24 protein-coding genes and 2 tRNA genes are annotated in these 25,657 nt (G+C 56.9%); 10 read left to right on the plus strand and 16 right to left on the minus strand.

Features of this window, described 5'->3' with window-relative positions; all coding sequences use genetic code 11:
- Positions 1–90: 90 nt before the first annotated feature.
- Positions 91–1,533: a hypothetical protein gene (locus tag KOL99_RS06950; RefSeq protein WP_216509752.1), complete on the plus strand. Its 1,443-nt coding sequence runs from the start codon at positions 91–93 to the stop codon at positions 1,531–1,533.
- A 157-nt stretch (positions 1,534–1,690) separates the two neighbouring features.
- A complete protein-coding gene (locus tag KOL99_RS06955; RefSeq protein WP_216509753.1) occupies positions 1,691–3,016 on the plus strand; it encodes an amidohydrolase family protein in 1,326 nt (441 codons plus the stop codon).
- A 288-nt stretch (positions 3,017–3,304) separates the two neighbouring features.
- Here KOL99_RS06955 and KOL99_RS06960 read toward each other — a convergent pair whose 3' ends face one another.
- The 4 genes from KOL99_RS06960 to KOL99_RS06975 are packed head-to-tail and all read right to left on the minus strand — an operon-like array spanning position 3,305 to position 6,160.
- The gene (locus KOL99_RS06960) at positions 3,305–3,844 is read right to left on the minus strand and encodes a thermonuclease family protein (protein WP_328759932.1); all 540 of its coding nucleotides are present in this window, start codon (positions 3,842–3,844) and stop codon (positions 3,305–3,307) included.
- A gap of 19 nt (positions 3,845–3,863) precedes the next feature.
- On the minus strand, positions 3,864–5,132 hold the full coding sequence (locus tag KOL99_RS06965; protein WP_216509754.1) for a hypothetical protein: 1,269 nt from the start codon (positions 5,130–5,132) through the stop codon (positions 3,864–3,866).
- Between the two features lie 50 nt (positions 5,133–5,182).
- Positions 5,183–5,848, minus strand: coding sequence for an SOS response-associated peptidase (locus KOL99_RS06970; RefSeq protein WP_216509755.1), 666 nt, complete (start codon positions 5,846–5,848; stop codon positions 5,183–5,185).
- 45 nt (positions 5,849–5,893) lie between these two features.
- Entirely contained in the window at positions 5,894–6,160 is a 267-nt protein-coding gene (locus KOL99_RS06975) for a hypothetical protein (protein WP_216509756.1), read from the minus strand.
- Positions 6,161–6,523: 363 nt separating this feature from the next.
- On the opposite strand from KOL99_RS06975, the gene KOL99_RS06980 reads away from it, so the two are divergent.
- Positions 6,524–7,417, plus strand: a complete 894-nt coding sequence (locus KOL99_RS06980) for a hypothetical protein (protein ID WP_216509757.1) — start codon at positions 6,524–6,526, stop codon at positions 7,415–7,417.
- Between the two features lie 214 nt (positions 7,418–7,631).
- Here KOL99_RS06980 and KOL99_RS06985 read toward each other — a convergent pair whose 3' ends face one another.
- Positions 7,632–9,803: an Lcl domain-containing protein gene (locus KOL99_RS06985; RefSeq protein WP_216509758.1), complete on the minus strand. Its 2,172-nt coding sequence runs from the start codon at positions 9,801–9,803 to the stop codon at positions 7,632–7,634.
- A gap of 827 nt (positions 9,804–10,630) precedes the next feature.
- Between KOL99_RS06985 and KOL99_RS06990 the strand changes: the two genes are divergently transcribed.
- The gene (locus tag KOL99_RS06990; protein WP_216509759.1) at positions 10,631–10,942 is read left to right on the plus strand and encodes a helix-turn-helix transcriptional regulator; all 312 of its coding nucleotides are present in this window, start codon (positions 10,631–10,633) and stop codon (positions 10,940–10,942) included.
- A gap of 95 nt (positions 10,943–11,037) precedes the next feature.
- On the opposite strand, the gene KOL99_RS06995 is transcribed toward KOL99_RS06990, so the two are convergent.
- The 11 genes from KOL99_RS06995 to cobO all read right to left on the minus strand — a co-directional run bounded on the left by KOL99_RS06995 (position 11,038) and on the right by cobO (position 18,948).
- Positions 11,038–11,114 (minus strand) — tRNA-Arg (locus KOL99_RS06995).
- Positions 11,115–11,165: 51 nt separating this feature from the next.
- Positions 11,166–11,681 (minus strand): adenine phosphoribosyltransferase, encoded by a 516-nt coding sequence (locus KOL99_RS07000; RefSeq protein ID WP_216509760.1) that lies wholly within the window; start codon positions 11,679–11,681, stop codon positions 11,166–11,168.
- Positions 11,682–11,698: 17 nt separating this feature from the next.
- Entirely contained in the window at positions 11,699–12,688 is a 990-nt protein-coding gene (locus KOL99_RS07005) for a sigma-70 family RNA polymerase sigma factor (protein ID WP_216509761.1), read from the minus strand.
- A gap of 48 nt (positions 12,689–12,736) precedes the next feature.
- Positions 12,737–13,381, minus strand: coding sequence for a protein-L-isoaspartate(D-aspartate) O-methyltransferase (locus KOL99_RS07010; RefSeq protein WP_216509762.1), 645 nt, complete (start codon positions 13,379–13,381; stop codon positions 12,737–12,739).
- A 59-nt stretch (positions 13,382–13,440) separates the two neighbouring features.
- Positions 13,441–14,187: a 5'/3'-nucleotidase SurE gene (gene surE, locus KOL99_RS07015; RefSeq protein WP_216509763.1), complete on the minus strand. Its 747-nt coding sequence runs from the start codon at positions 14,185–14,187 to the stop codon at positions 13,441–13,443.
- A gap of 114 nt (positions 14,188–14,301) precedes the next feature.
- Positions 14,302–15,039: an RNA methyltransferase gene (locus tag KOL99_RS07020; RefSeq protein WP_216509764.1), complete on the minus strand. Its 738-nt coding sequence runs from the start codon at positions 15,037–15,039 to the stop codon at positions 14,302–14,304.
- Positions 15,040–15,217: 178 nt separating this feature from the next.
- Complete coding sequence (locus KOL99_RS07025; RefSeq protein WP_216509765.1) at positions 15,218–15,856, minus strand: DedA family protein; 639 nt, start codon at positions 15,854–15,856, stop codon at positions 15,218–15,220.
- A 72-nt stretch (positions 15,857–15,928) separates the two neighbouring features.
- Positions 15,929–16,765: a L,D-transpeptidase gene (locus KOL99_RS07030; RefSeq protein ID WP_216509766.1), complete on the minus strand. Its 837-nt coding sequence runs from the start codon at positions 16,763–16,765 to the stop codon at positions 15,929–15,931.
- A gap of 80 nt (positions 16,766–16,845) precedes the next feature.
- Positions 16,846–17,790, minus strand: a complete 945-nt coding sequence (meaB, locus tag KOL99_RS07035; RefSeq protein ID WP_216509767.1) for a methylmalonyl Co-A mutase-associated GTPase MeaB — start codon at positions 17,788–17,790, stop codon at positions 16,846–16,848.
- A gap of 188 nt (positions 17,791–17,978) precedes the next feature.
- Positions 17,979–18,383: a cobalamin B12-binding domain-containing protein gene (locus KOL99_RS07040; RefSeq protein WP_216509768.1), complete on the minus strand. Its 405-nt coding sequence runs from the start codon at positions 18,381–18,383 to the stop codon at positions 17,979–17,981.
- 34 nt (positions 18,384–18,417) lie between these two features.
- Positions 18,418–18,948, minus strand: a complete 531-nt coding sequence (gene cobO / locus KOL99_RS07045; protein ID WP_216509769.1) for a cob(I)yrinic acid a,c-diamide adenosyltransferase — start codon at positions 18,946–18,948, stop codon at positions 18,418–18,420.
- A 522-nt stretch (positions 18,949–19,470) separates the two neighbouring features.
- Here cobO and KOL99_RS07050 point away from each other — a divergent pair.
- From KOL99_RS07050 to KOL99_RS07075, 6 genes are all read left to right on the plus strand, one after another.
- Positions 19,471–19,545 (plus strand) — tRNA-Val (locus tag KOL99_RS07050).
- A gap of 323 nt (positions 19,546–19,868) precedes the next feature.
- Positions 19,869–21,530 (plus strand): phospholipid carrier-dependent glycosyltransferase, encoded by a 1,662-nt coding sequence (locus KOL99_RS07055; RefSeq protein ID WP_216509770.1) that lies wholly within the window; start codon positions 19,869–19,871, stop codon positions 21,528–21,530.
- Between the two features lie 58 nt (positions 21,531–21,588).
- The gene (locus tag KOL99_RS07060) at positions 21,589–22,629 is read left to right on the plus strand and encodes a bifunctional UDP-4-keto-pentose/UDP-xylose synthase (RefSeq protein WP_216509771.1); all 1,041 of its coding nucleotides are present in this window, start codon (positions 21,589–21,591) and stop codon (positions 22,627–22,629) included.
- 14 nt (positions 22,630–22,643) lie between these two features.
- On the plus strand, positions 22,644–23,807 hold the full coding sequence (locus KOL99_RS07065) for a DegT/DnrJ/EryC1/StrS family aminotransferase (protein WP_216509772.1): 1,164 nt from the start codon (positions 22,644–22,646) through the stop codon (positions 23,805–23,807).
- Positions 23,804–24,742, plus strand: a complete 939-nt coding sequence (locus KOL99_RS07070) for a glycosyltransferase (RefSeq protein WP_216509773.1) — start codon at positions 23,804–23,806, stop codon at positions 24,740–24,742. The genes KOL99_RS07065 and KOL99_RS07070 overlap by 4 nt, the downstream gene beginning before the upstream one ends.
- Positions 24,732–25,643, plus strand: a complete 912-nt coding sequence (locus KOL99_RS07075; protein ID WP_216509774.1) for a formyltransferase — start codon at positions 24,732–24,734, stop codon at positions 25,641–25,643. The genes KOL99_RS07070 and KOL99_RS07075 overlap by 11 nt, the downstream gene beginning before the upstream one ends.
- The last annotated feature ends 14 nt before the right edge of the window (positions 25,644–25,657 follow it).

Consider the following 25,657-nt stretch of genomic DNA (forward strand, 5'->3'; position numbering starts at 1 on the left):
CACCTCACCGCATCAGAACAAAAGCTCGATTAGCCAGTCACACGGTTAAAAATTAAATATTTCCAATTTTTTTATTATTACTGGAGCCTTATGTTACGAAAAACTGCTCTACTTTTGTGTTTCTTTGCAAACATCGCTTTTGCTTATGATCCACCCAGCCTGACCTTTAACCATCATAAAGATGGAGATGTCATCGTCGACGCTGAGGTCCCGGTAGGTGGAACCCTTCGTGTCAATATCGTCGATACCTGTCGTGACTTGTTCACTTATCCTTTTCAGACTATATCGCCCCCAAGCGGTTCGCTCGATCTAATGTCCGGTTTTGTAGACGGCGGTGCACCTCCTGTTCTTACTTTTGAAGGATATCTGCATGAAAAAGGAGTGGGCTGTGTCATAGACGATAATCAAGTTGTTACCATCGACATCCCTCATCGTGACAGAAATGAGACATATTTAATACCAATCAGAAAGAAGGGGGCTGCACCTGTTAGGGCCGTAAAGCTGAAGGTTAAGCGCACCGAACTGGAGGAAAAGGCAGCAGCGATATCCTCTGGCTCTGAATCTCCCGATGAAAAAAGAGATGCAATCGTTGCTTTATATGATCGATCAATTGAGGGACCATTGGAAATGCAGGATCGAACCTATGTCATCTCGACTGGATGGCAAAAGCGGTTCAAGCCACATGATATGAACTACATAATCTACCAATCTACAGAAAGGGACGATAGTGCAATTGAGGTCCAATACTCTGGCAAATTCCTTTTGTATAACTGCGAATTCGTAGACGAGAACCGCTTTCTTGGATGTAGGAAAAATGCGGATACGAAAGTGAATGTTTCGTTCACTTACACTGGCAAGTTCGACTTTTACGTCGGCAGCAGGGAATCGGGACCAGTTATTAATAGGACAAGCAATCCGGCGGGGCATGTCACTGTTGATTATGACCTGACAAACGGGATGCCTAAATGGTTTGATTTCTCTTACCAACATAGATCCAATGGGCAGACTGTTGATTCTAAAGATAGAGTAACGGATGCGACCTCCCCCTTTTTCGGCCAGTACATCTCCGCCGTTGAGTATAACAGGGGGAATCACGAGTATTTCGATCGATTAAGCACTAGTGCCGACTATTTCGAGCTTGTGCATGGCTGGCAATTCAGCAACACAGGAAAATTAGAGGTGGGGGGTAAGATGTATTTGCCGACCCAGGAGTCGACCATCACTTGGGGGCGGTACGCTGGTACGGGAACAAACTTCAAGGATTTCGATCTGCTGCGCGTGAAGGCGTCAGACACCTTTTTTGTTAGATGCCAACATCTTCCCACCACCAGCATCGGCCTAGAGTATCGCCTTGGAGGAAATGGATTCAGCGGCCATTCCATAGACTTCTTTCTGTTGTTCCCTTTTCTATCGGAAACCACCGGATGGAATATACCGTTTATGGTAAAGGCGCATTTGGGTCCGATGGAGAGGCTATCGGATTATTCCGCGTCAACCACGTCCGTTGGGGCCGGGTTCGCCCTTACCTATTGATCTTAACGAGCGAAACAAAAAGTGAGTGCCGCAGAGGCCTCAAAGGGCGGATCTTGTCTGGCTAGAGTAATGACATTGGGTTTGCAGGGTATGAATATTGGATATGGCAGTCGGATGGCAGATAAAGCATTCCGCCAGCGAGACAAGGAGGGAAACAATGGAGGTTGAGTATTTCGTCGATTGCCACTGTCACATGTTTACCGTGACAGATCTGCCGCTTTACAGATCAACCTATGCGATGGCGCAGCGGGCGACCATCGCGAAAAAGCTTATGGTTCCCTTCTTCTCGCTGATTGTGCCGGCTATGGACGTTCCCAAGAAGGTGGCCGCTCTACGAAAGTTCATGACCTTCTTTGAAAAAGAGCCCCTGGAGGCGTGCACACAGGTTCTTGAGGAATTGAGCGAGATAGCCAAAGCGGGCGCAGACGGGGGAGTATTTAAGGCGGGGAAGGTCGTTGTGACACCGCTGGTCATGGATTTTTACGACCCCAATGACCCGCATGACAAACTCATCTCGCAAGCCGGCAGGCTTCGCAGCGCTATCATCAACATCCAGTGGACGGGCGTCCTAGTGCTTCCATTCCTCGGACTTGATCCAAGGCGGGGTGCCGCGTCCATTGAATACCTTCTGGACAACCTCACTCTCGGCTCATGGGACGGTAAGGTAAAATCGATACCGGATCGTGAAAATGAAACCAGTTCGGGAGGTGTCGCTACTGGCGATTTCATTGGAATCAAGCTTTATCCTCCGCTCGGTTTCGACCCTCTTCCGGAGGAGGATGAACTCCGGGATGACATCTTGGCCGTCTACCAGCTTTTCAGCAACAGGGGGCTCCCTTTAACGGTTCATTGCCAGAATTCCGGGCTCGAATTGGTGAAAGACGGTGGCAAGCTAAGTCATCCAAAGAAGTGGCAGAAAGTCCTTGAAAAGGTCCCAAATCTCAGGATCAACTTCGCACATTTCGGTGGAGAGGAAGGCGTCAAGGCGATGATCCCCTTCGTTGATCGCCCTCAAGAAGGGCCTGGTGTCGAGGGACGCCCCAAGCAATACAGGGGAAGTCCCGTCCTTGACAGTTGGACCGGCCGAATTGTTCAACTGCTCAGGAAATACGAGAACACTTATGCCGATCTCTCCGCCTTCGATTTTTCTGATAGAGAGGCCGTAGCTGCCCTGCACTGGGTGCTCTACCACGACCTGAACGGAGATTTCGACGATCTGGGGACGCATTCTATTTTGACGAAGCTTTTGTGGGGGTCAGACTACCCCATGCCACTGAAGAGGAAGGATGGCAACGACACCAAGTACGCAAACCTCTACCAAGAGTGTGCTGACGCGCTTACCTTTACTGATCAGACTCAGTACTGGGACTTTCCTGATTTCAGCGACCTCTCTGATGTCGGTGAATTGCGGGCCAAGGTCCTCCGAGGGTTGGTTTGCGATACCCCGAAAACGTTCCTTGGGCTAGCTAATAGGTGTACTTGATGGGGAAACTTTTATCACACTTGAAGCCGGGAGGAGTATTTAGCCGGCTCCTTTTTGCGAGGCGTAGGCCACCAGGAACTCCACTTTGCTAAAGAAAGGCAAAGTCAGTAACGAGCATCCTCTTTTGCCTCAGTCGGAAATGGACTCTCAAGCCGCTTGATTTTAGGGAGTTCCGTTTGCTAACGAATTGTTGACCTCGGTGACCGCCTGTCGTTTTTTTCTTTTCTCTCTCTTGCTGCTTCAAACCTCGTGTCGCGGGCCGGGGCATTTCCACTTCGTATCTTGCACCTATTGCTGTCTCCTGATCGTTTTTCTAAATTCCCAAGGCGGCTGTGGGTTGCCCAGCCGCCAAAGCCCCTGCCTCTCCCCCCTTGCCTCTTCCTCCGCCCGGATGTACTCGGAAGCATACGGCCGGTCCAGATACTGCCGGTATGCCCAGGCAAACCCCTCTCGCACCATCTCCTGGTTGATGTCCCGCCCCCCAAGGCGCACCACAGAGACAGCCCGCCGGTACCTGTCGACATCCCGCACCTCAACCCTCACCCTTTGCCCGCCGATCTTCCCCTTAAGGGCCTGAAACGCCTCTTCCCCGTAAGGCTGTCCCGACTTGGAGACCCTGCCCGTCTTCCGGTTCTTCTTCTCCGTCTCCGGCGCGTCGATGCCGTACAGCCGGACCTTTAACTTGGTCCCCAGGGCATCCTGCACCTGCACCGTATCCCCGTCGCTGACCTTGGAGACAAAAGCGTCAATGGTCCTAACAGGGGGCCTCGCCAAAGCAGGAGTAACATTAAAAATAAGGATGATAGCCATCAAGGCCGCTGATTTCACAGAACTTCTCCCATAAAAACTATTTCTCTTTTCGGGGATAGACGCTTAGGCACCCGGAACACACCCAAACGGGTGTTCCCGTTTGATCGTAAGTGGCCACCCAGGTCGTTGGCGGCCCCGCCCCCTTTTTTTGGTTACAGAAAGTCGGAGAGTAAAAGAGGTACTTGCCGTCGTCAAAGCAGCCCTGCCGGTACGTCTTTATTTTCTTGTTAAACAGAGAGTGAGGTTGTGCCCCACTGAAGCTTAAACCTTTAATCCTCCTAAGAGACGCAAACTCACTTTTCTCAGAAGGGTTCAAGTCACTCTTGGAGTCGAGTTCAGCAAGGCGTTTTCCCTCTGCATCAGTAAGTCTCCTGCGGTAATTGGGGTGAAAGAGCAACGCAGGCATGTCATCACTTGTGTGAGTGGAACACGCAGATACCTTTGGAGCTGCGACAGCTCCTTGAATGGTAAATTCTGCATTTCCTACCGGATTACAGTTACTGGCTCCGTTGCACACATTCGCTGCGTCAACGGTAAACTCAGGCTCGCTGCCCTTTTGAATCGGATGGACTTCATTCGCAGCGACTGGTGGGTACGATTGAGGGAAAACGAAGCCGTTTAGGGAGGCTGCCTCCCCCCCCCCCACTTGATTCCCCAGGTGATCCACCTCAATATGGAGGTCGCCGACCAGGGCGTAGTAAAGGTAGTACGCTCCTTCCCATGACGAGAAGGGAGACCCGCTGCCCGGCCTGTACTCCCTCACCAAAATCGGATCATCTGTTATCACACCGTTTAGTTCCTCAACCCGTCTCGCAAATGCTTGCTGAGCTGCGCTATTGAGTGACGGAGATTCGAAGCTCTTCCTCCAAAGGACTCCAGCGATAACGCCAATTCGCGATTGGCATTGCTGCAACGTGTTGACGAAGGTGCTACCAAAGATTTCAGGGCAGAGGCCGACATTGAGGGGGAAAGAATGGACGCGGTCTATGTCTCGGACGGACCTTCTCATGCTGCCGTTCGTGTAGGTTTTGAACTCGCACGTCAGGTGGTATCTTTTGTCCGGCGAGATGCATAAGATATCAAGGAGCTCCTTTTCGCTCTTGTATTGGTTGTTTACCTCGGCAAAAAGATGAAAATTACGCGATAAAACCGCATGGCTAAAGTGAGCGGAGAGATTCCTTTCCGGAAGATCATTCAAAGAGCCGACATTGGTAGGCCAGTACACGTCCAGAGACCGTCTTAGAAAAGCGGCGGTATCGGTCATGATATCGTGGATATAGGCAGCTATCGGACTAGTTGTTTCCATCGTAAATTCCCTCTTGCAGAACATGAAATTAAAAAGTGCTTCATAGGAGCCTAAATCGGCGCAATCAACTCGTAACTGTCATGCTTTACCGTGTTTACCAACGGCGACACCTGCCACATCTCCAACAGGTCAGCAGGGTAAGGCTGGAACAGTGTAGCAAGCCCTGACGGGTTGGTAATACTGCGATCAAGCCAGCGTCCACACTCGGCCGGGTGCAGGATAACCGGCATGCGCTCATGTATCGACTCCAAAAGCTTGTTTGCGCTGGTGGTGAGAATGGTGAACGACTCCACCACCTCCCCCTCTGGTAATTTCCAGTTCTCCCACAGCCCGGCAAACAGCATAGGATGCCCGTCCCGAATTCGAATGAAATGTGGAAGCTTCGCCTTCCCTTCATGCCGCCACTCATAGAACCCGGATACCGGCACCACGCAGCGGCGGTACTTGTATGCCTGGCGGAACGAGGGCTTCTCCTGGAGCGTCTCAGACCGAGCGTTGATCATCTTATACGCGATAGACCGCTCTTTCGCCCAGGCCGGAATCAACCCCCAGTGCAAAAGGTCGAGCCGGTTTCGGCCGTCCGCGCCCTCCCTCACTACACCGACTTCCTGTGTAGGTGCCACGTTGTATCGAGGTCTTATAGTGGGAATCTCTGACAAACCAAAGATCTCCGACACCACCTCGGGAGCAACATCTGCTGCGAATCGTCCACACACGTTGCACTGCCTCCATTTCAAAGGCAAGAGGCGGCGAAGAACCGCCTATTGCTTTTTCAGGTACGTTCTGGTGCCATCGGACGATGAGGAATAGCCATTGGCGATGAAAAACCTTAGCATCTCATCGAAGGATTTTGTGTAGCCGCGTAAGGAGATGGCATACTCCTCTTTAGTCGTCCCCTGTAGAAAGAGCCGCAATGCCTGGGCCTGTTTTGTGTCCCCTGTTTCCGAAATCCCATTCAGTCGGATATAGCCTTGCTGTTTGCGCACGATAGCTCCTTCAAGTTTTAAGCTGGTAACTTTTGGCAGCATTGACATCCAGTACAGCTTTGCCAGGGACTGTTATAGTACATGTAAATTAAGGATACTTCAATCCGGTTGGGACATTCAGTGAGCCTTGGCACCCTTGGGTAGCCTTCCACTCCGTTCCTTATTCAAGACCGTTTGCGACCCCTTGCCTACCAAACGCTTCCCCACAACACAGTCTGCTCGCAGGCCTCACTGTCAACACGCCCGACATATCAAGTTTACATATAAAAACGAAGCAAAATATTATACATATTTAATTATTCACGACCATTGTTTTTCCCATACGGACTGATTAGATTCAGATTCATCTTTTGTGACCATCAACATCATCTACCACTTCCACACCTAACTTAAGGAGGGCGAGCAATGCAGGAAATCGCGCTGTATGAAAATGACAAGACCGCTTTCAGGAAAGGGCTCGACTACTGTATCAGCTGGGGTAATGAGCATCAAGTCATCGCCGGCGTGGCAGAGATGGCTCTCGGAGCAGGTATTATCGCATGGGGCCTACAGAATGGTCTTGTCGACTTGGGCACCGACATTGTCGGCAGCAAGTGGGCGGATGTAGGTGGTGTGGTGTCCGCTGGAGCAGGGGCAATCGGTGTCCCCGCAATCGCTGCAACCCTTTTGAAGTCGGTGTTTATTGGCGGTATTTCCGGAATATCAGGAGTCACCATGGTACCAGCTATTCCAGCCATACTGCTGGTAAGCGGCGGAGCTATGATATTCGGCGCGTGCGGGTATACCACTGCCGGAATTGCAGAGGACTTTTTCGGACCGGGCTTCAGTGACTATTTAGAAGGTGCCTCTGTAACCGCTGTTGGTTTGGCCCTTCTGATCGACGGCGCAAGGCGCGTAGCAACAGACGATTCCGTCCTGGAAACCGCTTCTAGGCTTAAGGACGATGTCATTCAACTTGTTTCCGCTTCATCTGAGATACCACTGAAAACGTGGGAAGAGTTACAGGCAATTCTCAAAGAGATGTCAGACGCTCCTGAATCTCAGGTAATTTCTGGCACTGCAGGCATAACAGGTGCGGCAATTGGCGGGTGTTTAGCTACAGGAAGCGTCACTGTACTCGGGTCACATGGTCTAGGAGCAGTGGCACTTTCACTGGGATTGGTATCCGCTCCGGTGTGGCCCATAATTGCTGGTGGTGCTGCGGGCCTTGCAGTGGGTTATGGCGGCTGGAAAGCATTTACCTCGTACAAGAAAAAGAAAGCATGTCCCCAGATTGAGTCGCCCGTAATTTTGCTGTAATGCTTCTCTGCCCCCGCAAAACATGAATGAAAACGGCACCTGAAATGCCAATGGGTTACAGTCGGAACGCTGTAACCCATTTTTATGTAGGCAACTCTTCATACCGCGACCGCTACCTGAGGCCTAGGGAAAGTAGGTCGGCTGCCACAGCGGCACGGACAGTCGCATGGACGTGGGGCCTTGGTGCTCCAAGAGGCTCTGGCATAACGGCGAGCTAGGGACATGTGGGGCCACAGATTGTATAACCCTCTTCAGCATCATTAAATTCATCTTCACATGGCCCCCCTCCGTTCCATGGTGCGCTGTTTTTGTCGGTAGCGCGCACACAGAGATCATGATTCAGGCATTCTTGGGTATAACGCTCTTGAATGTTCCAGGAGAAAATAGAGTCATTGCATCCCGGACCACAACGGCCTAGACAACCTGTGCTCTCTTCACCGACAACAACGGTCTCACTACAGACTCTATCCCCGTTTTTCAGATCTTCCTCTTTCGCACCAGGTTTACACTTAAATGTCTCAAGCTCTTTTTTTGATAACGTATAAGATCCAGTTACAAGTTGTCCTTTTTGGTCGCAAAGATTAGTGTATAAAGTTGGATCACATTGTGCTGCGTGATCTACTTTTACAGTGGCCACAGCATATCCTGTTCGAGAAACCCCAGTGCTTGTAGTTGCTTTTACTGTTGCAGTGTTTACCTGATCATATATTACTTTATATTTTATACATCTATAATGCCACTTTTCACCAGGGTCAAAGACGTTATCGCCAACGTGGTCAATTTCACTAAAATGATCGCACTGTTCATCTCGCACATCTACATTCGTAAAAGGCTCACCGCCAGTGTTTTCTATGAAAATGTCAAAATATGCGTCTCGTTTGCTGTTAATTTGGCTCTTTTGGGCAAAGTTGTTGATGGAGATGGAAGGGTGGTTTATTCCTACTCCGGAAACCTGCACAACCTTTGGGCTGCTTGACTCGTTAGACGATATTGTTATGTAACTGCTTAATGTTCCCAATATGGATGGTGTAAAACTAATTCCGAATGTGCAGAAGTCTCCTGGTGCTATAGTTGTATCAATTGAATTACATGGCTGCGGACCAGAGACGTTTAAAAGGAAATTTTGGGAATCCATTACTGTGATTTGTGAAATTTTTAAATCGTAATTCCCTGAATTTGACAATGATATTACTTGTGGCGAATTAGAGCGTGTGCCGTTTTCCTGTTCACCAAAGTTAATTGCACGTGGATTGATTTCTAACTTGCCTATAGAAATCCTCCCGCCACGCACCGGTCTCATAAAAATTAGTTGATCCTTGGCTCGGGCCATGACGCTGCCGGCTGAAGAAAACGAGTAAGCGTAATTAGTATAACCAGTTGTAACTACGGAGGTTGATGACCAGTATGTATCCCAGACGGGTGGAAAACCTTGACTTCTTAGCCATAAGCCTAGATTGGGTTGGCTCATGTCATTTAAACTATCTAGTTCGTAGATGTTAGGCAGTCGCCAGTCACTATAACCCAAATAAATTTGTGCATTCAGTAATTTTACATAATCAATGGCGTTCTGCCAGGTCATACGGTAATTCCAAGGATCTGCAACGTCTGGTGTTGAGGTTTTACTCCACATTAGCCCTGTTAGGTTGTCGGATATAGTTTGATCATTGACGGTAAAGCGAGGGTAGGGCCACGGTTCACCCATCTGCAGGTCTCCATCTTGCCCTGTGCCAGCACAGTCAGTAAGGCCCAGATTGTCGTAGCACGACGTTTGTCCTGTTTTTGGCAGCCTGATGGTGCCAGAGATTTCCGCGTTCGTACGAACTGGTAAAACAGAACGCAAAAGGGTCTTGCCAACGATCATATGCTGACCACTCATATCCACTAGCCAAGCTGAAGCCGGATTATTAGCACTAGATGTAGATGACCACCAAGATCCATATTTGGTATTTAAAAATCCAAGGGTGCTGAGCCAGACGTCTCCTGAGCCTGAGCTTTGGAAGTTTGTTAAACTTCGCAATTCAACCACATTGGGCAACCGCCAATCGTTGTGACCTAGATATTTTTGATCATTGAGAGCTATTACATAGTCAACGGCCTGCTGCCAGCTGAGTCCCGTTGCCACTTGTGCATTCCTACTCCAGATTAGACCGGTGAAGGTGTCTGTAATTGTGCCATCGCTATTAATGATAGTGCGAGGAAATGTCCAGGCGACCCCTGCCCGCAATTCTCCATCTTGGCCAGTACCAGTACAGTTAATTTCTGTCCCGAGGGAGTCATAACATTTAGTTTGGCCAGTCTGAGGGAGCTGAATGCTGCCAGCAGGTGATGTGGTTGCAGCACACATTGTTATTGCAAGTGCTATCACAGTAGGTTTAATACCAATCATTGCAGCCCTCCCAAAATATACTTTTTAATCACAAATTTTTAACGTAACTGCTTATGACCCGCTTTGCTTGGTTAGTGTAAAACGAAGATACGGTATCATATACCAGTAACTGCACTATAAAGTAAGATAAATTTCATTTTAATGAGGGCATTATTGACCGCATTGTGTGCCATAACTGCTTCTTGTTTGGCTTAAGTTCCTCGCTTGGGTTCCCCAAAATTCAACAGCAAAAAGCAGTGGTAAAAGGGGGAAGTCTCCCCCCCGCGGGAACCGCCAGGGCGAAAGCCCCCTGACGTTTCCCGCTCCCCCCTCTGCGGGGAGGTCCCCGCAACGCCCCCGAAACCCAGCAGATGGGCCAATGCCGCCAGAAGGAGATCCCTTCTGGCCGCGTTACCGGCCTCAGCCCGTTTCCGTGCCCCCGTCGTCTCTTCCGCCTTCGCTCCAGCTCCGCCGGTCTCCCGAAAACCGGCTTTCCTCACAACACCGTCTCCCCGCCAGCCGTTCAGGCAGGCCGACAGCCGGAAACCCACAAAAGCACCTGAAGGAGCGAACGCACGCGACCGCACCTTCAGGCCAACCTCTCCCCCCACAGCAAGAAATGGCATGCACGAGTTGAGAATTAAAGTATTCTAAATATACTCCTTGGGAGTATGCCGCAAAAGCCGATGGCTGAACAAGGGGGGGAGTGTCTTTGAATGCCATATATGAGGCTTCCCCTCTTAAAGGTCGCTGCTGCCCACCTCGCCCTTAACAGAATCCGACAGCGAAAATGTCGGCCGAGCAAACCGAGCGCGAACCGCCCTCAGCGAAAAACTCGGAGGCCAACCATGGACAGAGTAGTCAGGCGAAAACAGCTGCTGGAACTCATCGGCGTCAGCTCCACGACCCAGTGGCGTATGGAGCGAGCGGGGCAATTTCCTGCACGGGTAAGAATCGGAAAGGGCCTCGTAGGCTGGCACCTGGTGGAAGTTGAAAAATGGCTTGAGGATCGTGAAAGGGTTTTGAGGGGCGCACCAGAGGGGGGACCTGTACCAAAAGCCTCGGGAAGCATTGTGGGGAGTCAGCTGGGTGTCGACAGCACGCTTCCTCTTGCCCTTGGCCAGAATACCCGCCTGGACCCCGGAGGGTCAGATGAGTGAAACCGGATAGTTCACCACCCTGGCGAAAAGTTCACTCAAAAGTTCACTCAAACAAAAAAGGGTTACGGCTTAAAACCGTAACCCTTTATTATTATTGGCGTCCCCGAGACGATTCGAACGTCCGACCCCTTCCTTAGGAGGGAAGTGCTCTATCCGGCTGAGCTACGGGGACAAGTCAGACGGACTTTATACAATACCACCGTCTGTTTGGCAAGAAGTTTTATTAAAACTTCAACAGCGAGAACACCTTACCTTCGGGAAGCTTCTTGGCCCCTTCCAGGAACTCGAGCTCGGCCATGAAGCAGCACTCGACCAACTCGACGTCCATGCTTTTGATCATGTCGACGACGGCGGCCATGGTGCCGCCGGTGGCCAGGAGGTCGTCGGCGATCAGCACACGGTCACCCTTGTTGAAGGCGTCGGTGTGAATCTCGAGAGTATCGGTGCCGTACTCGAGATCGTAGGTCTTCTTGAAGGTGGTGGACGGAAGCTTGCCGGGCTTTCTCACCAGCACGATGCCGGCACCAAGTTTGTATGCGAGGGCGGCGCCGATGATGAAACCACGCGCCTCGACCCCCACGACCTTGTCGATCTTCTGCCCGACGTAACGGTGGGACAAAAGGTCGACCATGCGCTGAAACGACTTGGCGTCCCCTAAAAGCGTGGTGATGTCTTTGAAGAGGATCCCCTTCTTGGGGAAATCGGGAATATTCCTGATGATGCTTTTAAGATCTTCCATATCCAACGGCCGCTCCTTTAATTACCAGTAGTTGCACTGCGCCCCATTATGTCGGTGGCTTCTACGATTTTTCTCAGTTTCTCAAGGGACTTCGCCTCGATCTGGCGAATCCTCTCCCGGGTCACGCCGAAACTGCGACCGATGGTGTCCAGCGTCTGCGGGTCCTTATCATCGAGACCGAAACGCAGCGTCAGGATCTTTTTCTCAGCGTCGGAGAGGGTCTCGAACCACTTGGAGACCAGCTCGTACTTGTTCAGGTCCTCCAGAAGCACGGCGGGCGAGATGGTCGAGGTATCCTCGATGGTATCGATGAGGAAGTAGTCGTTGTTCTCACCCATGGGGCGCTCGATGGAGTAGGTCTTCTTCAACAGCACCATGAGCCGGCGCACGTAGGTGACGTTCACCTCGAGGGCGTCGGCTACTTCCTTGACGCTCGGCTCCCGGTTCATCTTCTGCACCAACTCGCGGGTCACCCTGAGCATCTTGTTGATGTCGTCGGAGACGTGCACCGGCAGGCGGATGGTGCGCGACTGGTTCACCAGGGCGCGCTCGATGGACTGCCTGATCCACCAGGTGGCGTAGGTGGAGAAGCGGCACTCCTTGGAGAGCTTGAAACGCTCCACCGCCTTTATCAGCCCCATGTTCCCCTCTTCGATCAGGTCGAGGAAGGGAAGGCCGCGGTTTATGTAGCGCTTGGCGATCTTGACCACCAGGCGCAGGTTGGAGACGATCATCCGGTCGCGCGCCGCCTTGTCGCCCAGGTCGATGCGCGCGGCGAGTTCCTTCTCCTCGTCGGCGGTCAAAAGCTTGGTCTTTTGGATCTCGCGCAGGTAGAGCTTGATGGCGTCGTCGAAGTGCTCCACGACGGCGGCCTTGATTTCTTCTTCCTCGACCTCGGCCTCTTCGACTTCTTCGACCTCCTCGAGTTCGAGTGAGTCCGGATCAGGGTCATGTTCGCCATCAAGAAAGAGAGGTTCCTTCTCCTCTAAAAGCTCTTCGTTTTCCATGCCAGACTCCTTTGGCAAAGCCAGAGTGTTGTGACGCAACTTCTGCCGCTACTCGTCGTTCCAGCCGTTTTTGCCGATCAGCCTCACGAAACGGCAGTCATCCGCTTCCTCGCGGGAAACGGTGCCGTCCATCCCCTTCCGTATCACCAACAGTTTCTGGTCCACTCGGTCACCGACCGGGATGACCAGCCGCCCGCCGGGCGCCAACTGCTCGACCAGGCACTCGGGAAGACCGGGAGCGCCGGCGGTGACCAGGATGGCGTCGAAGGGCGCCTCCTCGGGCCATCCCTCGGTGCCGTCCCCGATCTTCAGGTTCACGTTCAATAGCCTCAGGCTGTCCAGCGCCTTGCGCGCCTTCATGGCGAGAGGGCGAATCCTCTCGACGGTGCAGACCCGGTCGGCCAGGGAGGCCAGGACGGCGGCCTGGTACCCGGAACCGGTGCCCAGTTCCAACACCTTCTCCCGCCCGGTAAGGGCTAAGAGCTCGGTCATGCGCGCCACGATGTAGGGCTGCGATATGGTCTGTTTCTCTCCGATGGGGAGCGATCCGTCGCTGTAGGCCTGGGCGGCCATCGCCTCCTCGACGAATATGTGCCTGGGCAATTCGAGCATGGTGCTGATCACCCGCTGGTCCTTGATGCCGCGTTTCACCAGTTCGGCGACCATCCTCTTGCGTGCTACAGCTGAATTCATTCCCCCCCCGATCTTTGGCAGCGGGGAAATATAACAAATGACGTGCTAAAAGTCCAGCATCACGGCAGTTCCCACCCCTTCAGCTCACCGATGGCGGCGTGGTTGGTGAGGTCTATGTGCAGGGGCGAGATGGAGATGTGACCGCGCGAGACGGCGTGGTAATCGGTGCCGGGAACGTCCTGGAAGCTGAGGTCCACGGTGCCGATCCAGTAGTAGTTCCTGCCCCTGGGATCGACCTTGTCAACGATGGTCCCCTCGTAGCTCCTCTTCCCCTGGCAGGTGATCTGCGCTGGGAGGAGCTTTTCAGCGGGAAGGTCGGGCACGTTCACGTTGAGATAGGTGTCACGGGGGAGGCCGCGACTTAAGACGCTTTGGGCCAGGTGCGCCGCGAAGGCGGCGGCGGAGTCGAAGTTCTCCCCGGTGCTGCGGGTGACCAGCGACACGGCGATGGCGGGAATCCCCATCAAGGTCGCCTCCAGGGCGGCCGCTACCGTGCCGGAGTAGGTGACGTCGTCGCCCAGGTTGGCGCCGCGGTTCACCCCGGAGATGACCAGGTCGGGGCGGAAGGAAAGGAGGCTGTGGATGCCGAGGTTGACGCAGTCGGTGGGTGTCCCCTCGACGGCGTAGATGTTGTCGGCGATGCGCGCGGCGCGCAGAGGATGGTGCAGCGTGAGCGCGTGGGAGACCGCGCTTTGCTCGCGGTCCGGCGCCACCACGACCACTTCCGCCACCTGGGACACCCGCTTGATCAGGGCCGCCAGGCCGGGGGAATGGACACCGTCGTCGTTGGTAAGGAGAATCTTCACGGTAGGCCCCTCGCAGTCAGTTACAGCAGAACAGGTCCGGATGCGCGCCAGCCTTACCCCTCTCGCTTCGGCGGCGCGGAGACAAACTTTAGCACATTTTAATCATGAAGGGAATCAGGCGCCCTTCTTCCCCTTGAACTCGGCGCAGGCCCAGTCGATCTGGGACAAAAGGCCGCGCAGCGAAGCCACCTCGCGCTCGTCCAGTTCGGCACGGGCGAAGATGCGCCGCATGGTACGCATCATGTGGTCAGGGTTCTGCGGGTTCAGGTAGCCGATCCGCAGGAAGGTCTTTTCCATGTGGCCGTACATCGGTTCCAGCGAAGCCGAGCCGGCCAATTCCCGCGCGGCCTTGACCGGCGCGGGTGCGGCGCCCTTCAGGAACTCATAGCAGAAGATGAGCACGGCCTGGGACAGGTTCAGCGAGCCGAACTCGTCGGCGGTCTCGATGGTCGACTGCCAGCGGCAAAGCGCCACCTCGTCCGTGGTGAGCCCGCTGTCCTCGCGCCCGAAGACGAGGGCGAGGCGGCTGGTGGGTGCGCAACCGGCGAAGCGCTCCACGATCTCCGGAGGGGTCGAGATCTCGGCGCGGTACTTGCCGTGGCGTCTGGTGGTGGCCACCGAGTACTCGCTGTCGGCAATGGCCTCCTCCAGGGAGGTGAAGATGCGGGCGCTCTCCAGGAGGTCGCGCGCGGAGACGGCGAATTTGATCGCGTCCAGGTGGTCCACCTGGCAGGGGTTGACCAGGCGCAGGTCGCGCAGCCCCATGTTCTTCATGGCCCGGCAGACCATCCCTATGTTGCCGGGGCTCTGGGTCCCGACCAAGACGATGGAAACTCTTTCCTTCAAATCCATGCAATGCCCTTCGTTGTAGCGGAATAAGCGGCCCGAAGCGTGGGCGCGGGCGGCATTAGACCACAACCTAAGGCAATTGACAATTGACAATTGGCGTTTGACAACGAGAAGCGGTGACGAAAAGCAAAGGGACAGAGGCAAAAGGGACAGGCACCTGCGGAGCCAGTCCCCTTTTCTCCTAACGGTGGTTGTGGCCGGTTTTGGGGCGGCGGGGGCGGGACTTGATGCGCTTGAGCCGGGCGCGCGCGTGCCGCTTGCGCCACCTATGAACCACGAAGTGGCTGGACCACAGACAGAGGATGATACCGGCCAGGCCCAGCATCAGGTAGGGCTCGTAGCTGCGCAGGTCCTCGATGAACAGGGAGGCGGTCTTGCCGAAGAGGTAGCCGGCCAGGGAGAACACGATGGACCAGGCCAGGGCGGAGAGAAAATTGAGATAGAGAAAACGGCGCGACGGGAAGGTGGTCATGCCGAGGATGACGGGAAGCACGATGCGGAAGCCGTAGGTGTAGCGGGACACGAAGGCGACGAAGGTCCCGTAGCGCTCGATGAGCCGCAGGGCCTTTCTGAACTTTCGGGCGAAGGTGGTAAACAGCCGCAACAGCTGCGGTCCCTTGATACGGCCGATATGGAAGTAGAACTGGTCCCCGAGGAAGGAGCCGACCAGCGCGGCAAGCATGACCAGGTAGATGTCGAGGTAGCCCTGGAAAGCGAGGAAACCGGCGAAGATGAGGATGGCCTCCCCTTCCAGGAAGGTCCCGAGGAAGAGCACCCAGTAGCCGTGCACCTGCAGGTATTCTTTGAAGAGTTCCTGCACAAAAGCTCCAGCTGTGACAGTGGAATCGCCGCAGATCCAGTGACGGGCACATCTGGAGAGTATAGCGCCTTATTACTTCCGGTAAACCGGGTTGGTGCCCCTGACTTCGACGACGGGGGCGTCTTCCAGTTCCTCAAGTTCGCCGGTGTCGTCCTCGTACTCATTCTCGCCGACGGCCCAGGCGTAGAACTTCTGCGAGTCGATCAGCTGCGGCTTGTCCGGGATGCCGTAGACCCGGTTCTGCATCCCCTCGTCATAGAGTCCGACGCAGCCGTGCGAGGCGGGCTTGCCAGGGAGGTCGCGGGCGTGGATCCAGTAGGAGACATTGTCGGGACCGATGTGGAAGCGCATGGCGTTGTCCATCGGGTACTGGCCGGTCTCGTCCTCGGTCTTGTAGAGGGAGGAGGTGTGGTTGCGGTGGCGGGCATCGATGCGGAAGACGCCGACCGGGGTCTCATGGCCGGGGGCGCCGGTCGCGGCGGGGGCGGAGAACTTGAGTTTGCCGTTTTCGTAGGCCCCCATCCACTGTTCGGTCATGTCGATCAGGATGTACTTGCCGTGCCCCTTCGCCGCGGGATACTCCTCGGGCATCGGGGTGTAGCTGCGGGCCGCGACGATGTCGACCGGGACCTTGATGGTCATGCCGGGATAGACGTGGCGGCGGTCGATGCGGTTGAAGCGGGCCACGGTGACCCAGTCGGCACCGAAGAGGGATTCCAGCGTTTCCTGCGGTTCTATGAAATGGGCGCGCCAGGGGACCTTGGCGAGGCTTGGATATTCTACCCGGGAGAGGTCTTCCTTGGCCGGATCCTGCGGGTTCGCGCCGGGCTCGGAAGTGGCAGTGGGGTTATAGACCACTATGGAAAAAAGGACCGCGAGGACAACAAAAACCAAAACCTTACGTAACATCTTGCCTGCTCCCAACCGAGAAACGACTAATGGGGCCTACGCCCCATTTCGTTCTTAATTAACACCTTTGCCACGCTCGGTCAAGGAAAAGCGCGTCCCGCCATGACTTCCTGCACCGCGCTGTAGGGGTCGATGCTCTTGTCGCGCATCCCGGCCAGGATCTCGTCGTACTTGCCGTTGCCCTTGATGGCGCCGAACACGGTCTCGAAGAGCTCCTCCCGGAGGGTGTCGGCGAAGAGCTTGGCGTTTCTCTCCTCGATGAGGCGCTGCAGGGCGCCCGACTCCTTCAGGTAGATGTGGTGCGCGTCGAACTCCTCTACCAGCGCCTCGATGCCCACGCCCCGTGCCCCTTCGGTCTGCAGCACGCGCGGCGCCCATCCGGCCGGGTCCGGGTGCTTCATCTCCAGCATGGTGGTGAGCTCGCGGGCGGTGCGGTCGGCGCCGTCGCGGTCGGCCTTGTTGACCACGAAAACGTCGCCGATCTCGAGGATACCGGCCTTGATGGCCTGGATGTCGTCGCCAAGCCCCGGGACCATGACCACCACGGTGGTATGCGCGGTGCTCACGATGTCCACCTCGTCCTGCCCTACCCCGACCGTCTCGATGACGATGACGTCCATCCCCATGGCGTCCATGACGTTGACCACGTCGGTGGTGGAGCGGGAGAGCCCTCCCAGCGCACCGCGGGTGGCGAGGCTGCGGATGAAGACGCCGGCATCGTCGGCGTGGCGGTTCATCCTGATGCGGTCGCCGAGGATGGCGCCGCCCGAGAAGGGGCTGGTGGGGTCGATGGCCACGACGCCGACCAGGAGGTCCTTTTTCCGGTAGGCGGAGACGATCTGGTCCACCAGGGTCGACTTTCCCGCCCCCGGGGGGCCGGTGATGCCGATGATATAGGCGTTGCCGGTGTGGGGGTAGAGGGTTTTCAACTCCTCGATGGCGCTTTTGAAGCGGTCATCGATGTCGCGCATCAGGCGCGCGGCGGCGCGTATGTCGCCGTCGAGCACGCGTTCGGCCAGGGTCATGGGAGGCTCCAGAATCCGTTCTAGGTTCTACGTTCTACGTTCTACGTTCTACGTTCTACGTTGAAACTGCAACAACCTGGCACCAAGTGATACGCCGCGGGCTGCTCTTGGCAGCTGCGCGGCGCACATGTTTCAGTACCGGTCTTAACGTAGAACCTAGAACACAGAACGTAGAACGTTCTTTAGGTTTAGGCGTGGGGCGTGATGTTGTCGCGGACCCAGCCGACGATGGTCTCGGTGGAGGTGCCAGGGGTGAAGACCTCGGCGATGCCGGCCGCCTTCAAGCCCGGGATGTCATCCTCGGGGATGACGCCGCCCGCCATCAGCACGATGTCGGCGGCACCCTTTTCCTTCATGATCTCCTTCACCGCGGGGAGCAGGGTGTTGTGGGCGCCGGAGAGGATGGAAAGGGCAACCAGGTCCACGTCCTCCTGGATGGCGGCGGAGACGATCTGCTCCGGGGTCTGGTGCAGACCGGTGTAGATTACCTCGAAACCCGCATCGCGAAACGCGCGGGCGATGATCTTGGCACCCCTGTCGTGGCCGTCAAGACCAGGCTTTCCCACCAGCACGCGAATTCTTCTTTCAGCCATGGCAAACCTCCGATATCAGTAAATTCAATGGAATCTATTTCTCGATGCCGACGCGCGCGTCGACGCCGGCTTTGTAATAGTGCTTGATCTCGCGCATCTCGGTGACCAGGTCCGCCGCCTCGATGACCTTCTCGTGGGCGTTGCGGCCGGTCAGAACCAGTTCGACCAGGGGCGGCTTGGCGGCCATAAGCTCCAGCAATCGCTCCACCGGGAGGAGTCCCATGGAAACCGCGCCGTTCACCTCGTCCAGGATGACCAGGTCGTACTCGCCCCCGCACACCTTCTCGGTCGCAAGCTCGAGCGCCTGGGCGGCGAGATCCTTGTCGGCCTGGGCGGGGTTGTCCTTGTTGACCCATCCCGGCCGCCCGGTCTGGATGATGGTGAGAAAAGGAGCGAGCTTCTCGGCGGCCATCTGCTCGCCGTACGGCCCGCCACCTTTCATGAACTGGATCATGCAGACCTTCAGTTCGCGGCCGGTGGCGCGCAGCGCGAGTCCCAGCGAAGCCGTGGTCTTCCCCTTGCCGTTGCCGGTATACACCTGAATAAGACCGCGTTCCAGTTTCAAGATATCCCCCGGTGGTGTTTTGGCCGCGGCCGCCTTGGACGGTTTGCGCTGACGCTAACGGAAGCTCCGCGGCGACGCAGCACTATAGCAACTGGCCACGGAAAGTGTCAAGGCCAAAGAGGCCATATCTAGAACAACGTTAGGGTAATGAGTAACGAGTTCGCGCATATCAAATAGCAAGGCAAATCCCCTCTGTCTCCCCTTCGCAAAGGGGAGGACGCGAGGGCTCGTGCTGGGCTTCGTGGACAGATTGAGGGATCGCCCACCTGCACAGGTGGACCGTAACTGCATTTTTAACGCAAAGGCGCAGAGGCGCAAAGCAGGCATACGGCAAAAAACTCAGAAGTTCGTCTAGCGGCTTTGCGTTGAAATGATGCTTTGGACCTTTTTCAACTTGTGCTTTGGCAATAACAGTGCGCGGTTCTTTACATAGTTACGGCAAGAACCGCTCTGAGGCAGCGAACGCCGCCACAAACAAGCCTTGACATCGAAAAAGGCATCTGCTAAATAGACAGGACGCATGGGCGATTAGCTCAGCGGGAGAGCACTGCCTTCACACGGCAGGGGTCACTGGTTCGAACCCAGTATCGCCCACCATGCAAACAACCAAGGCCAAGTCCAATGACTTGGCCTTTTTTCTTTACTGCACATCCCACGTACACTTCCCACCACCACTCTCTACTTCTAGTTGATCATCCACTACGACGACCACCAGCGCTCCCGCAACGAACATCACCACCCACTAATCATCCACAAACAACTTATTTTTAACAGTCAAGCACAGCACGCACCTTGTTTTATGACAGTATTGTAATATACATGTCATACACAGGTAATGCAGTTTACCCTAACATGGACGACCGTTTACCGATCACACCCGCCGTCGCGTGACGATGCAGTCACTAGGGGGAGCCACCCGCATGCCACTTCAGCTGGACTACCTTACCCGGTCGCACGAATCGCGGCGACGGGACCTGTTGCTGCTCACCGTACTGTTCGGCCTGCTCTTTCTCCAACTCCTGGGCCACTTCCCCCTCATCGACCCGGACGAGACACGCTATGCCGAGATCCCCAGGGAGATGCTCGAACGCGGCGACCTGATCACCCCGCTACTCAATTACGTAAAGTACTTCGAGAAACCGGTGCTGCTGTACTGGCTGAACGCCGCGTCCTTCTATCTGTTCGGTATCAGCGAATTCACCGCCCGACTCGCCTGCGCCCTGAGCGGCCTCGGCACCGTGCTCTTCAGCTACCACCTCGGCCGCGAGCTCTTCGGCCGCCGCACCGGACTCCTCGCCGCCCTCATCCTCGGCGGCTGCACCGGGTTCCTGATCCAGGCGCGTATCAACATCACCGACATACCGCTTACCTTCACCATGACCGTGGCGCTGGGGAGTTACATCCTGGCCGCCCGCGACGCCGACCAGCCCAGGCCCGGCTATTACTACCTCTTTTACCTCTTCGCTGCGCTGGCGGTACTGGCCAAGGGACTCATCGGCATCGTCCTTCCTGGCGCCATCATCTTCTGGCACATCGTGCTGACCCGCCGCTGGCGCATCCTGAAGGAAATGCGCCTGGTCACGGGGCTACTGCTGTTTCTGGCCGTTGCAGCACCCTGGTTCGTACTGGTGTGCCAGCGCAACCCGGAGTTCTTCCAGTTCTTCTTCATCCACGAACACTTCGAGCGCTTCCTGACCAAGGTGCACCGCCGTTACCAACCCTTCTGGTACTTCATCCCCATCCTGCTCGGCTTCATGATCCCCTGGTCCTTGTTCATTCCCAGCGCGCTGCGCAACTTCTGGCGCAACCGGAACGCTGCAGGGGGAGAAGCACGCCTTTACCTCGCCCTTTGGGCCATCATCATCTTCGCGTTTTTCTCCAAGTCGAACTCAAAGCTGCCGGCGTACATCCTGCCGGTGTACCCGGCGCTGGCCATCCTGATCGCCGGGCTGTTCGACCGGGCCTTCAACGGCGACTTCCGCCCCCTGCGCCGTCCCGCGCTTGCCTCTGGCTGGCTCATGGTCCTGCTGGGGTGCGCTGCGCTGCTCTACCCGCTGGTGGCACACCGAGCGGTGGTCGGTCCTATCGGGGGGCTGGTGATCGGCTCCATCGTCATCATGCAGGGAGCGGTCGGGCTCGCCGCGGTGAAGCGCCAGGACCCGCGCCAGCTCTTTTGCGGCCTCCTTGTCGGTTCCATCCTTCTCTTTCTGACCGCACCCCTCATCGTCTTCCCGCTCTTCGTGGAGCGCAAATCGTACCGCGAACCCGGGACAATCGTGAAAAAGCTGGCCGCGCCGGACGCGGTGCTGGTGAGCCAGGGGTTGCGACAGGGACTGAGCTACTACGCGGAGCGCCGCTGCGTTATCTTCGACGGCCCCGGCGAGATCGAGTTCGGCAGCAAGATCGGCGACCAATCCGCCTGGTTTTTGAACCGCGACGGCCTCCGTGCGCTCTGGAACGGCCCCAAACCCGTGTACGCCATGATACTGCGCGACTACCTGGAAAAGCTGTCGGAGGGGTCCAGCATAAAGCCGCGCATCCTGTGGCAGAGTTCGAAGCACTACCTCGTCACCAACAGATAACCAATCAAGTTCCGGCTTGCTCAGCCCGCCAGAGGTAATCAGTGGCAGAGGAGAACATATGAAGGTACTGATCCTGGGTGTGAACGGTTTCATCGGCAACGCCCTTACCCACCGCATCCTGACCACCACCGACTGGGAAGTCCACGGCCTCGACATGGCCTGCGACAAGCTGGAACGGTCCATGGGGCATCAGCGTTTCCACTTCCTCGAAGGTGACATCACCATCAACAAGGAGTGGATCGAATACAACATAAAGAAGTGCGACGTGGTGCTCCCGCTGGTGGCCATCGCCACCCCCATCACCTACGTCAAGGACCCGCTGCGGGTCTTCGAGCTCGACTTCGAGGAAAACCTCAAGGTGATCCGCCTCTGCGCCAAGTACAACAAGCGCGTCATCTTCCCCTCCACCTCCGAGGTCTACGGCATGAGCCCCGACCGCGAGTTCGACGAGGAGAGCTCGCCGCTCATGCTCGGCCCGATCAACAAGGAGCGCTGGATCTACTCCTGCGCCAAGCAGATGCTGGACCGGGTCATCTACGCCTACGGGGCCCACGAGGGGCTGCGCTACACCCTGTTCCGCCCCTTCAACTGGATCGGCCCCAAGCTAGACTCGATCAGCACCGCCAAGGAGGGGAGTTCCCGCGTGCTGACCCAGTTCCTCTACAACATCCTGGCCGGAGAGCCGATCCAGCTCGTGGACGGCGGCGAGCAGCGGCGCTCCTTCACCTTCCTCGAGGACGGCATCGACTGCCTGATGCGGATCATCGAGAACCGCGACGGCTGCGCCGACGCGCGCATCTTCAACATCGGCAACCCCGGCAACGACCTCTCCGTGAAAGAACTGGCGCACAAGCTGCTGGAACTGGTACAACAGTATCCCGATTACCGTGACAAGGCGCAAAACTGCCGCATCGTCGAGGTCACCTCTGGCGAGTACTACGGCAAGGGGTACCAGGACATGCTGAACCGCGTCCCCTCGGTGCAAAACGCGAAGACGCACCTGGGCTGGGAGCCGACCACCTCCGTGGACGACGCCCTGAAGCGGACCATGGACTTTTACCTGATCGAGCAGCGGGAAACCATCCAGCACCTTTTATAATCTCCGGAGGCCACGTGCGTAGCGAGTTTCTACCCTTTTCCAAACCGACCATCGAGGACGCCGAAATCAACGAGGTGGTCGACTCCTTGAAGTCGGGCTGGATCACCACCGGCCCCAAGGTGAAACGCTTCGAGGAGGAATTCCGCGCTTACGTGGGGGCCCCGTTCGCGGTGCCCTTGTCCTCGGCGACTGCCGGGCTGCACCTCACCCTGCTCGCCCTGAAGTTCCAGGAGGGGGACGAGGTGATCACCACGCCGATGACCTTCGCCTCCACGGTGAGCATCTGCGTCCTGTGCGGACTGAAACCGGTCCTGGTCGACATCGAGCCGGGCACCCTCAACCTCGACGTATCCCGGGTGCGCGAGAAGATCACCCCCCGCACCCGGGCCATCATACCGGTGCACTTTGCCGGCCAGCCCTGCGACATGGACCCGATCTTTCAACTGGCACGCGAGTTCAACCTCACCGTGATCGAGGACGCGGCCCACGCCGCCGGGACCGAGTACAAGGGGCGCAGGATCGGCTCCCTCGACAGCGTCTCCATCTTCTCCTTTCACCCCAACAAGAACATCACCACCGGCGAAGGGGGCATGGTCTGCACCGCCGACGAGGCGCTGGCCGAGGAGGTGTCGCTGCTGAAGTTCCACGGCATGAGCCGCGAGGCATGGAAACGCTTCGCCGCCAGCGGCACCCCCAACTACGACATCGTGCTCCCCGGCTTCAAGTACAACATGATGGACATCCAGGCAGCCATCGGCATCCACCAGCTGCCCAAGCTGGACGGCTTCATCGACCGGCGCACCGAGATCGCCCATTTCTACAACGAGGCGCTGGCCGACGTCGCGGAACTGTGCCTCCCCGCGTACGCCCCCTACCCGCAGCGCCACGCCTGGCATCTCTACACCCCGCTGGTGAAGATCGAACGGCTCGCCATCGACCGGGACGGCTTCATGGTCAAGCTGAAGGAGCTCAACATCGGCAGCGGCCTGCACTACAAGGCGGTGCACCGCCATGCCTGGTACCAGGCCAACCTGCCGCAGCCGGAAAACTCGCTGCCCAACGCCGACTACGCCTCGGACCGGATACTGTCGCTGCCGCTGTTCCCGAAGATGACCGAGGATGACGCCCGCGACGTGGTCGAGGCGGTGAAAAACGTGATAGCAAGGAACCGCAAATGACCCCCTACCTTTCCGTCGTGGTTCCCGTTTACAACGAGGAAGGGAACCTGGACAACCTGATGCAGCGCCTCTACCCGGCACTGACGGGGATGAAGCGCCCCTTCGAGATCATCTTCACCGACGACGGCAGCCGCGACCGTTCCCTGGAGATCCTGAAGCGCCTGGCCAAGGAGTACCCCGAGGTGCGGGTGATCGAGTTCAACGGCAACTTCGGCCAGCACATGGCCATCATGGCCGCCTTCGAGATCAGCCGGGGCGAGATCGTGGTCACCCTGGACGCCGACCTGCAGAACCCGCCCGAGGAGATCCCCAAGCTGGTGGCGGAGATGGAGAACGGCCACGACGTGGTGGGCACCATCCGGCACAACCGCCAGGACTCGGTCTTCCGCAAGAGCGCCTCGCGCCTGGTCAACATCACCACCCGCAAGATGACCGGCATGAAGATGACCGACTACGGCTGCATGCTCCGGGCCTATCACAGAAACGTGGTGAACAACATCAACCGCTGCCACGAGGCGAGCACCTTCATCCCGGCCCTGGCGCAGACCTTCGCCTCGAGCCCCAGCGAGATCGAGGTGGCGCACGCTGAGCGCAGCGCCGGGGAGAGCAAGTACTCCTTCTACAAGCTGATCCGCCTCAATTTCGACCTGATGACCGGGTTCTCCGTGGTGCCGCTGCAGCTCTTCGCCCTGACCGGCATCGTCACCGCGCTGGGCGCCGTCGCCTTCGCCCTGTTCCTGCTCGTCAGGCGCTTCATGGTCGGCGCCGAGGTGGAGGGGGTCTTCACCCTGTTCGCCATCCTGTTCTTCTTCATCGGCATCACCATCTTCGGGATCGGGATCGTCGGGGAATACGTGGGCAGGATCTACCAGGAGGTGCGGCGCAGGCCGCGTTACGTGGTACGAAGGGTCTACGGGGGAAGCGATGAAGGATAAGGTGGTCGTCTGCGCCTACCATAACGTCGGCTACCGCTGCCTGGAGGAACTGCTCCGGCAGGGAGCCGACGTCCGCCTCGTATTCAGCCATGAGGACTCCCCCGGAGAGGAGATCTGGTTCCAGTCGGTGCGTGACCTGGCCGCGCGCCACGGCATCCCGTGCATCACCAGCAGTATCAACGATGCCGAGAACCGGGCCATCCTCGCGGAACTCGCCCCCGACTTTCTGCTCTCTTTCTACTACCGCAACATGATCACCCCGCAGGTGCTGGCACTGGCTACGCGCGGCGCGCTCAACCTGCACGGCTCCTACCTGCCGCGCTTCCGGGGCCGGGTGCCGGTCAACTGGGCGGTCATCAAGGGAGAAGGTACCACGGGGGCCACGCTGCACTACATGGTGGAGAAGCCGGACGCCGGCGAGATCGTCGACCAGGAGCAGGTGGAGATCGCCTTCGAAGATACGGCCTTCGACGTCTTCAACAAGGTGACCGAGGCCGCGTTGACGGTGCTGCGCCGCTCGTGGCCGCTTCTGGTGGCGGGGACGGCGCCGCGCATCCCGATGGATCTCACAGCCGGCAACTACTGCCGTGGCCGCAAGCCCGAGGACGGCCGCATCGACTGGAACATGAGCGCGGTGGAGATCTACAACCTGGTGCGCGGCGTCACCCACCCCTACCCCGGCGCCTTCACCACCCTGGCCGGGAAAAAGCTCCTCGTCTGGCAGGCTTATCCCGTCGAGGGGACGGGGGACCCGGGGCGGGTGCTCTCCACGCAGCCGCTCCTGGTAGGCACCGGCAGCGGGGTGCTGGAACTGAGGCGCCTGCAGTTCGAGGGGGAAGCGGAGCTGTGCGCCGCCGACTTCGTACGAACGACGCCCTGCCACGGCGAGCTTTTCACCTGAACCGGGAGCGAGAC

The sequence above is a fragment of the Geomonas azotofigens genome, from assembly GCF_018919395.1.
In the GTDB taxonomy this organism is placed as follows: Bacteria; Desulfobacterota; Desulfuromonadia; order Geobacterales; family Geobacteraceae; genus Geomonas; species Geomonas azotofigens.

Excerpts from the sequence above, each read along its gene's own strand:
- KOL99_RS06950 (WP_216509752.1), top strand. The coding sequence starts at position 91 with ATGTTACGAAAAACTGCTCTACTTTTGTGTTTCTTTGCAAACATCGCT.
- KOL99_RS06955 (WP_216509753.1), top strand. The coding sequence starts at position 1,691 with ATGGAGGTTGAGTATTTCGTCGATTGCCACTGTCACATGTTTACCGTG.
- KOL99_RS06965 (WP_216509754.1), bottom strand. The coding sequence starts at position 5,132 with ATGGAAACAACTAGTCCGATAGCTGCCTATATCCACGATATCATGACC.
- KOL99_RS06975 (WP_216509756.1), bottom strand. The coding sequence starts at position 6,160 with ATGCTGCCAAAAGTTACCAGCTTAAAACTTGAAGGAGCTATCGTGCGC.
- KOL99_RS06980 (WP_216509757.1), top strand. The coding sequence starts at position 6,524 with ATGCAGGAAATCGCGCTGTATGAAAATGACAAGACCGCTTTCAGGAAA.
- KOL99_RS06985 (WP_216509758.1), bottom strand. The coding sequence starts at position 9,803 with ATGATTGGTATTAAACCTACTGTGATAGCACTTGCAATAACAATGTGT.
- KOL99_RS06990 (WP_216509759.1), top strand. The coding sequence starts at position 10,631 with ATGGACAGAGTAGTCAGGCGAAAACAGCTGCTGGAACTCATCGGCGTC.
- KOL99_RS07000 (WP_216509760.1), bottom strand. The coding sequence starts at position 11,681 with ATGGAAGATCTTAAAAGCATCATCAGGAATATTCCCGATTTCCCCAAG.
- KOL99_RS07005 (WP_216509761.1), bottom strand. The coding sequence starts at position 12,688 with ATGGAAAACGAAGAGCTTTTAGAGGAGAAGGAACCTCTCTTTCTTGAT.
- KOL99_RS07010 (WP_216509762.1), bottom strand. The coding sequence starts at position 13,381 with ATGAATTCAGCTGTAGCACGCAAGAGGATGGTCGCCGAACTGGTGAAA.
- KOL99_RS07020 (WP_216509764.1), bottom strand. The coding sequence starts at position 15,039 with ATGGATTTGAAGGAAAGAGTTTCCATCGTCTTGGTCGGGACCCAGAGC.
- KOL99_RS07030 (WP_216509766.1), bottom strand. The coding sequence starts at position 16,765 with ATGTTACGTAAGGTTTTGGTTTTTGTTGTCCTCGCGGTCCTTTTTTCC.
- meaB (WP_216509767.1), bottom strand. The coding sequence starts at position 17,790 with ATGACCCTGGCCGAACGCGTGCTCGACGGCGACATACGCGCCGCCGCG.
- KOL99_RS07040 (WP_216509768.1), bottom strand. The coding sequence starts at position 18,383 with ATGGCTGAAAGAAGAATTCGCGTGCTGGTGGGAAAGCCTGGTCTTGAC.
- KOL99_RS07055 (WP_216509770.1), top strand. The coding sequence starts at position 19,869 with ATGCCACTTCAGCTGGACTACCTTACCCGGTCGCACGAATCGCGGCGA.
- KOL99_RS07060 (WP_216509771.1), top strand. The coding sequence starts at position 21,589 with ATGAAGGTACTGATCCTGGGTGTGAACGGTTTCATCGGCAACGCCCTT.
- KOL99_RS07070 (WP_216509773.1), top strand. The coding sequence starts at position 23,804 with ATGACCCCCTACCTTTCCGTCGTGGTTCCCGTTTACAACGAGGAAGGG.
- KOL99_RS07075 (WP_216509774.1), top strand. The coding sequence starts at position 24,732 with ATGAAGGATAAGGTGGTCGTCTGCGCCTACCATAACGTCGGCTACCGC.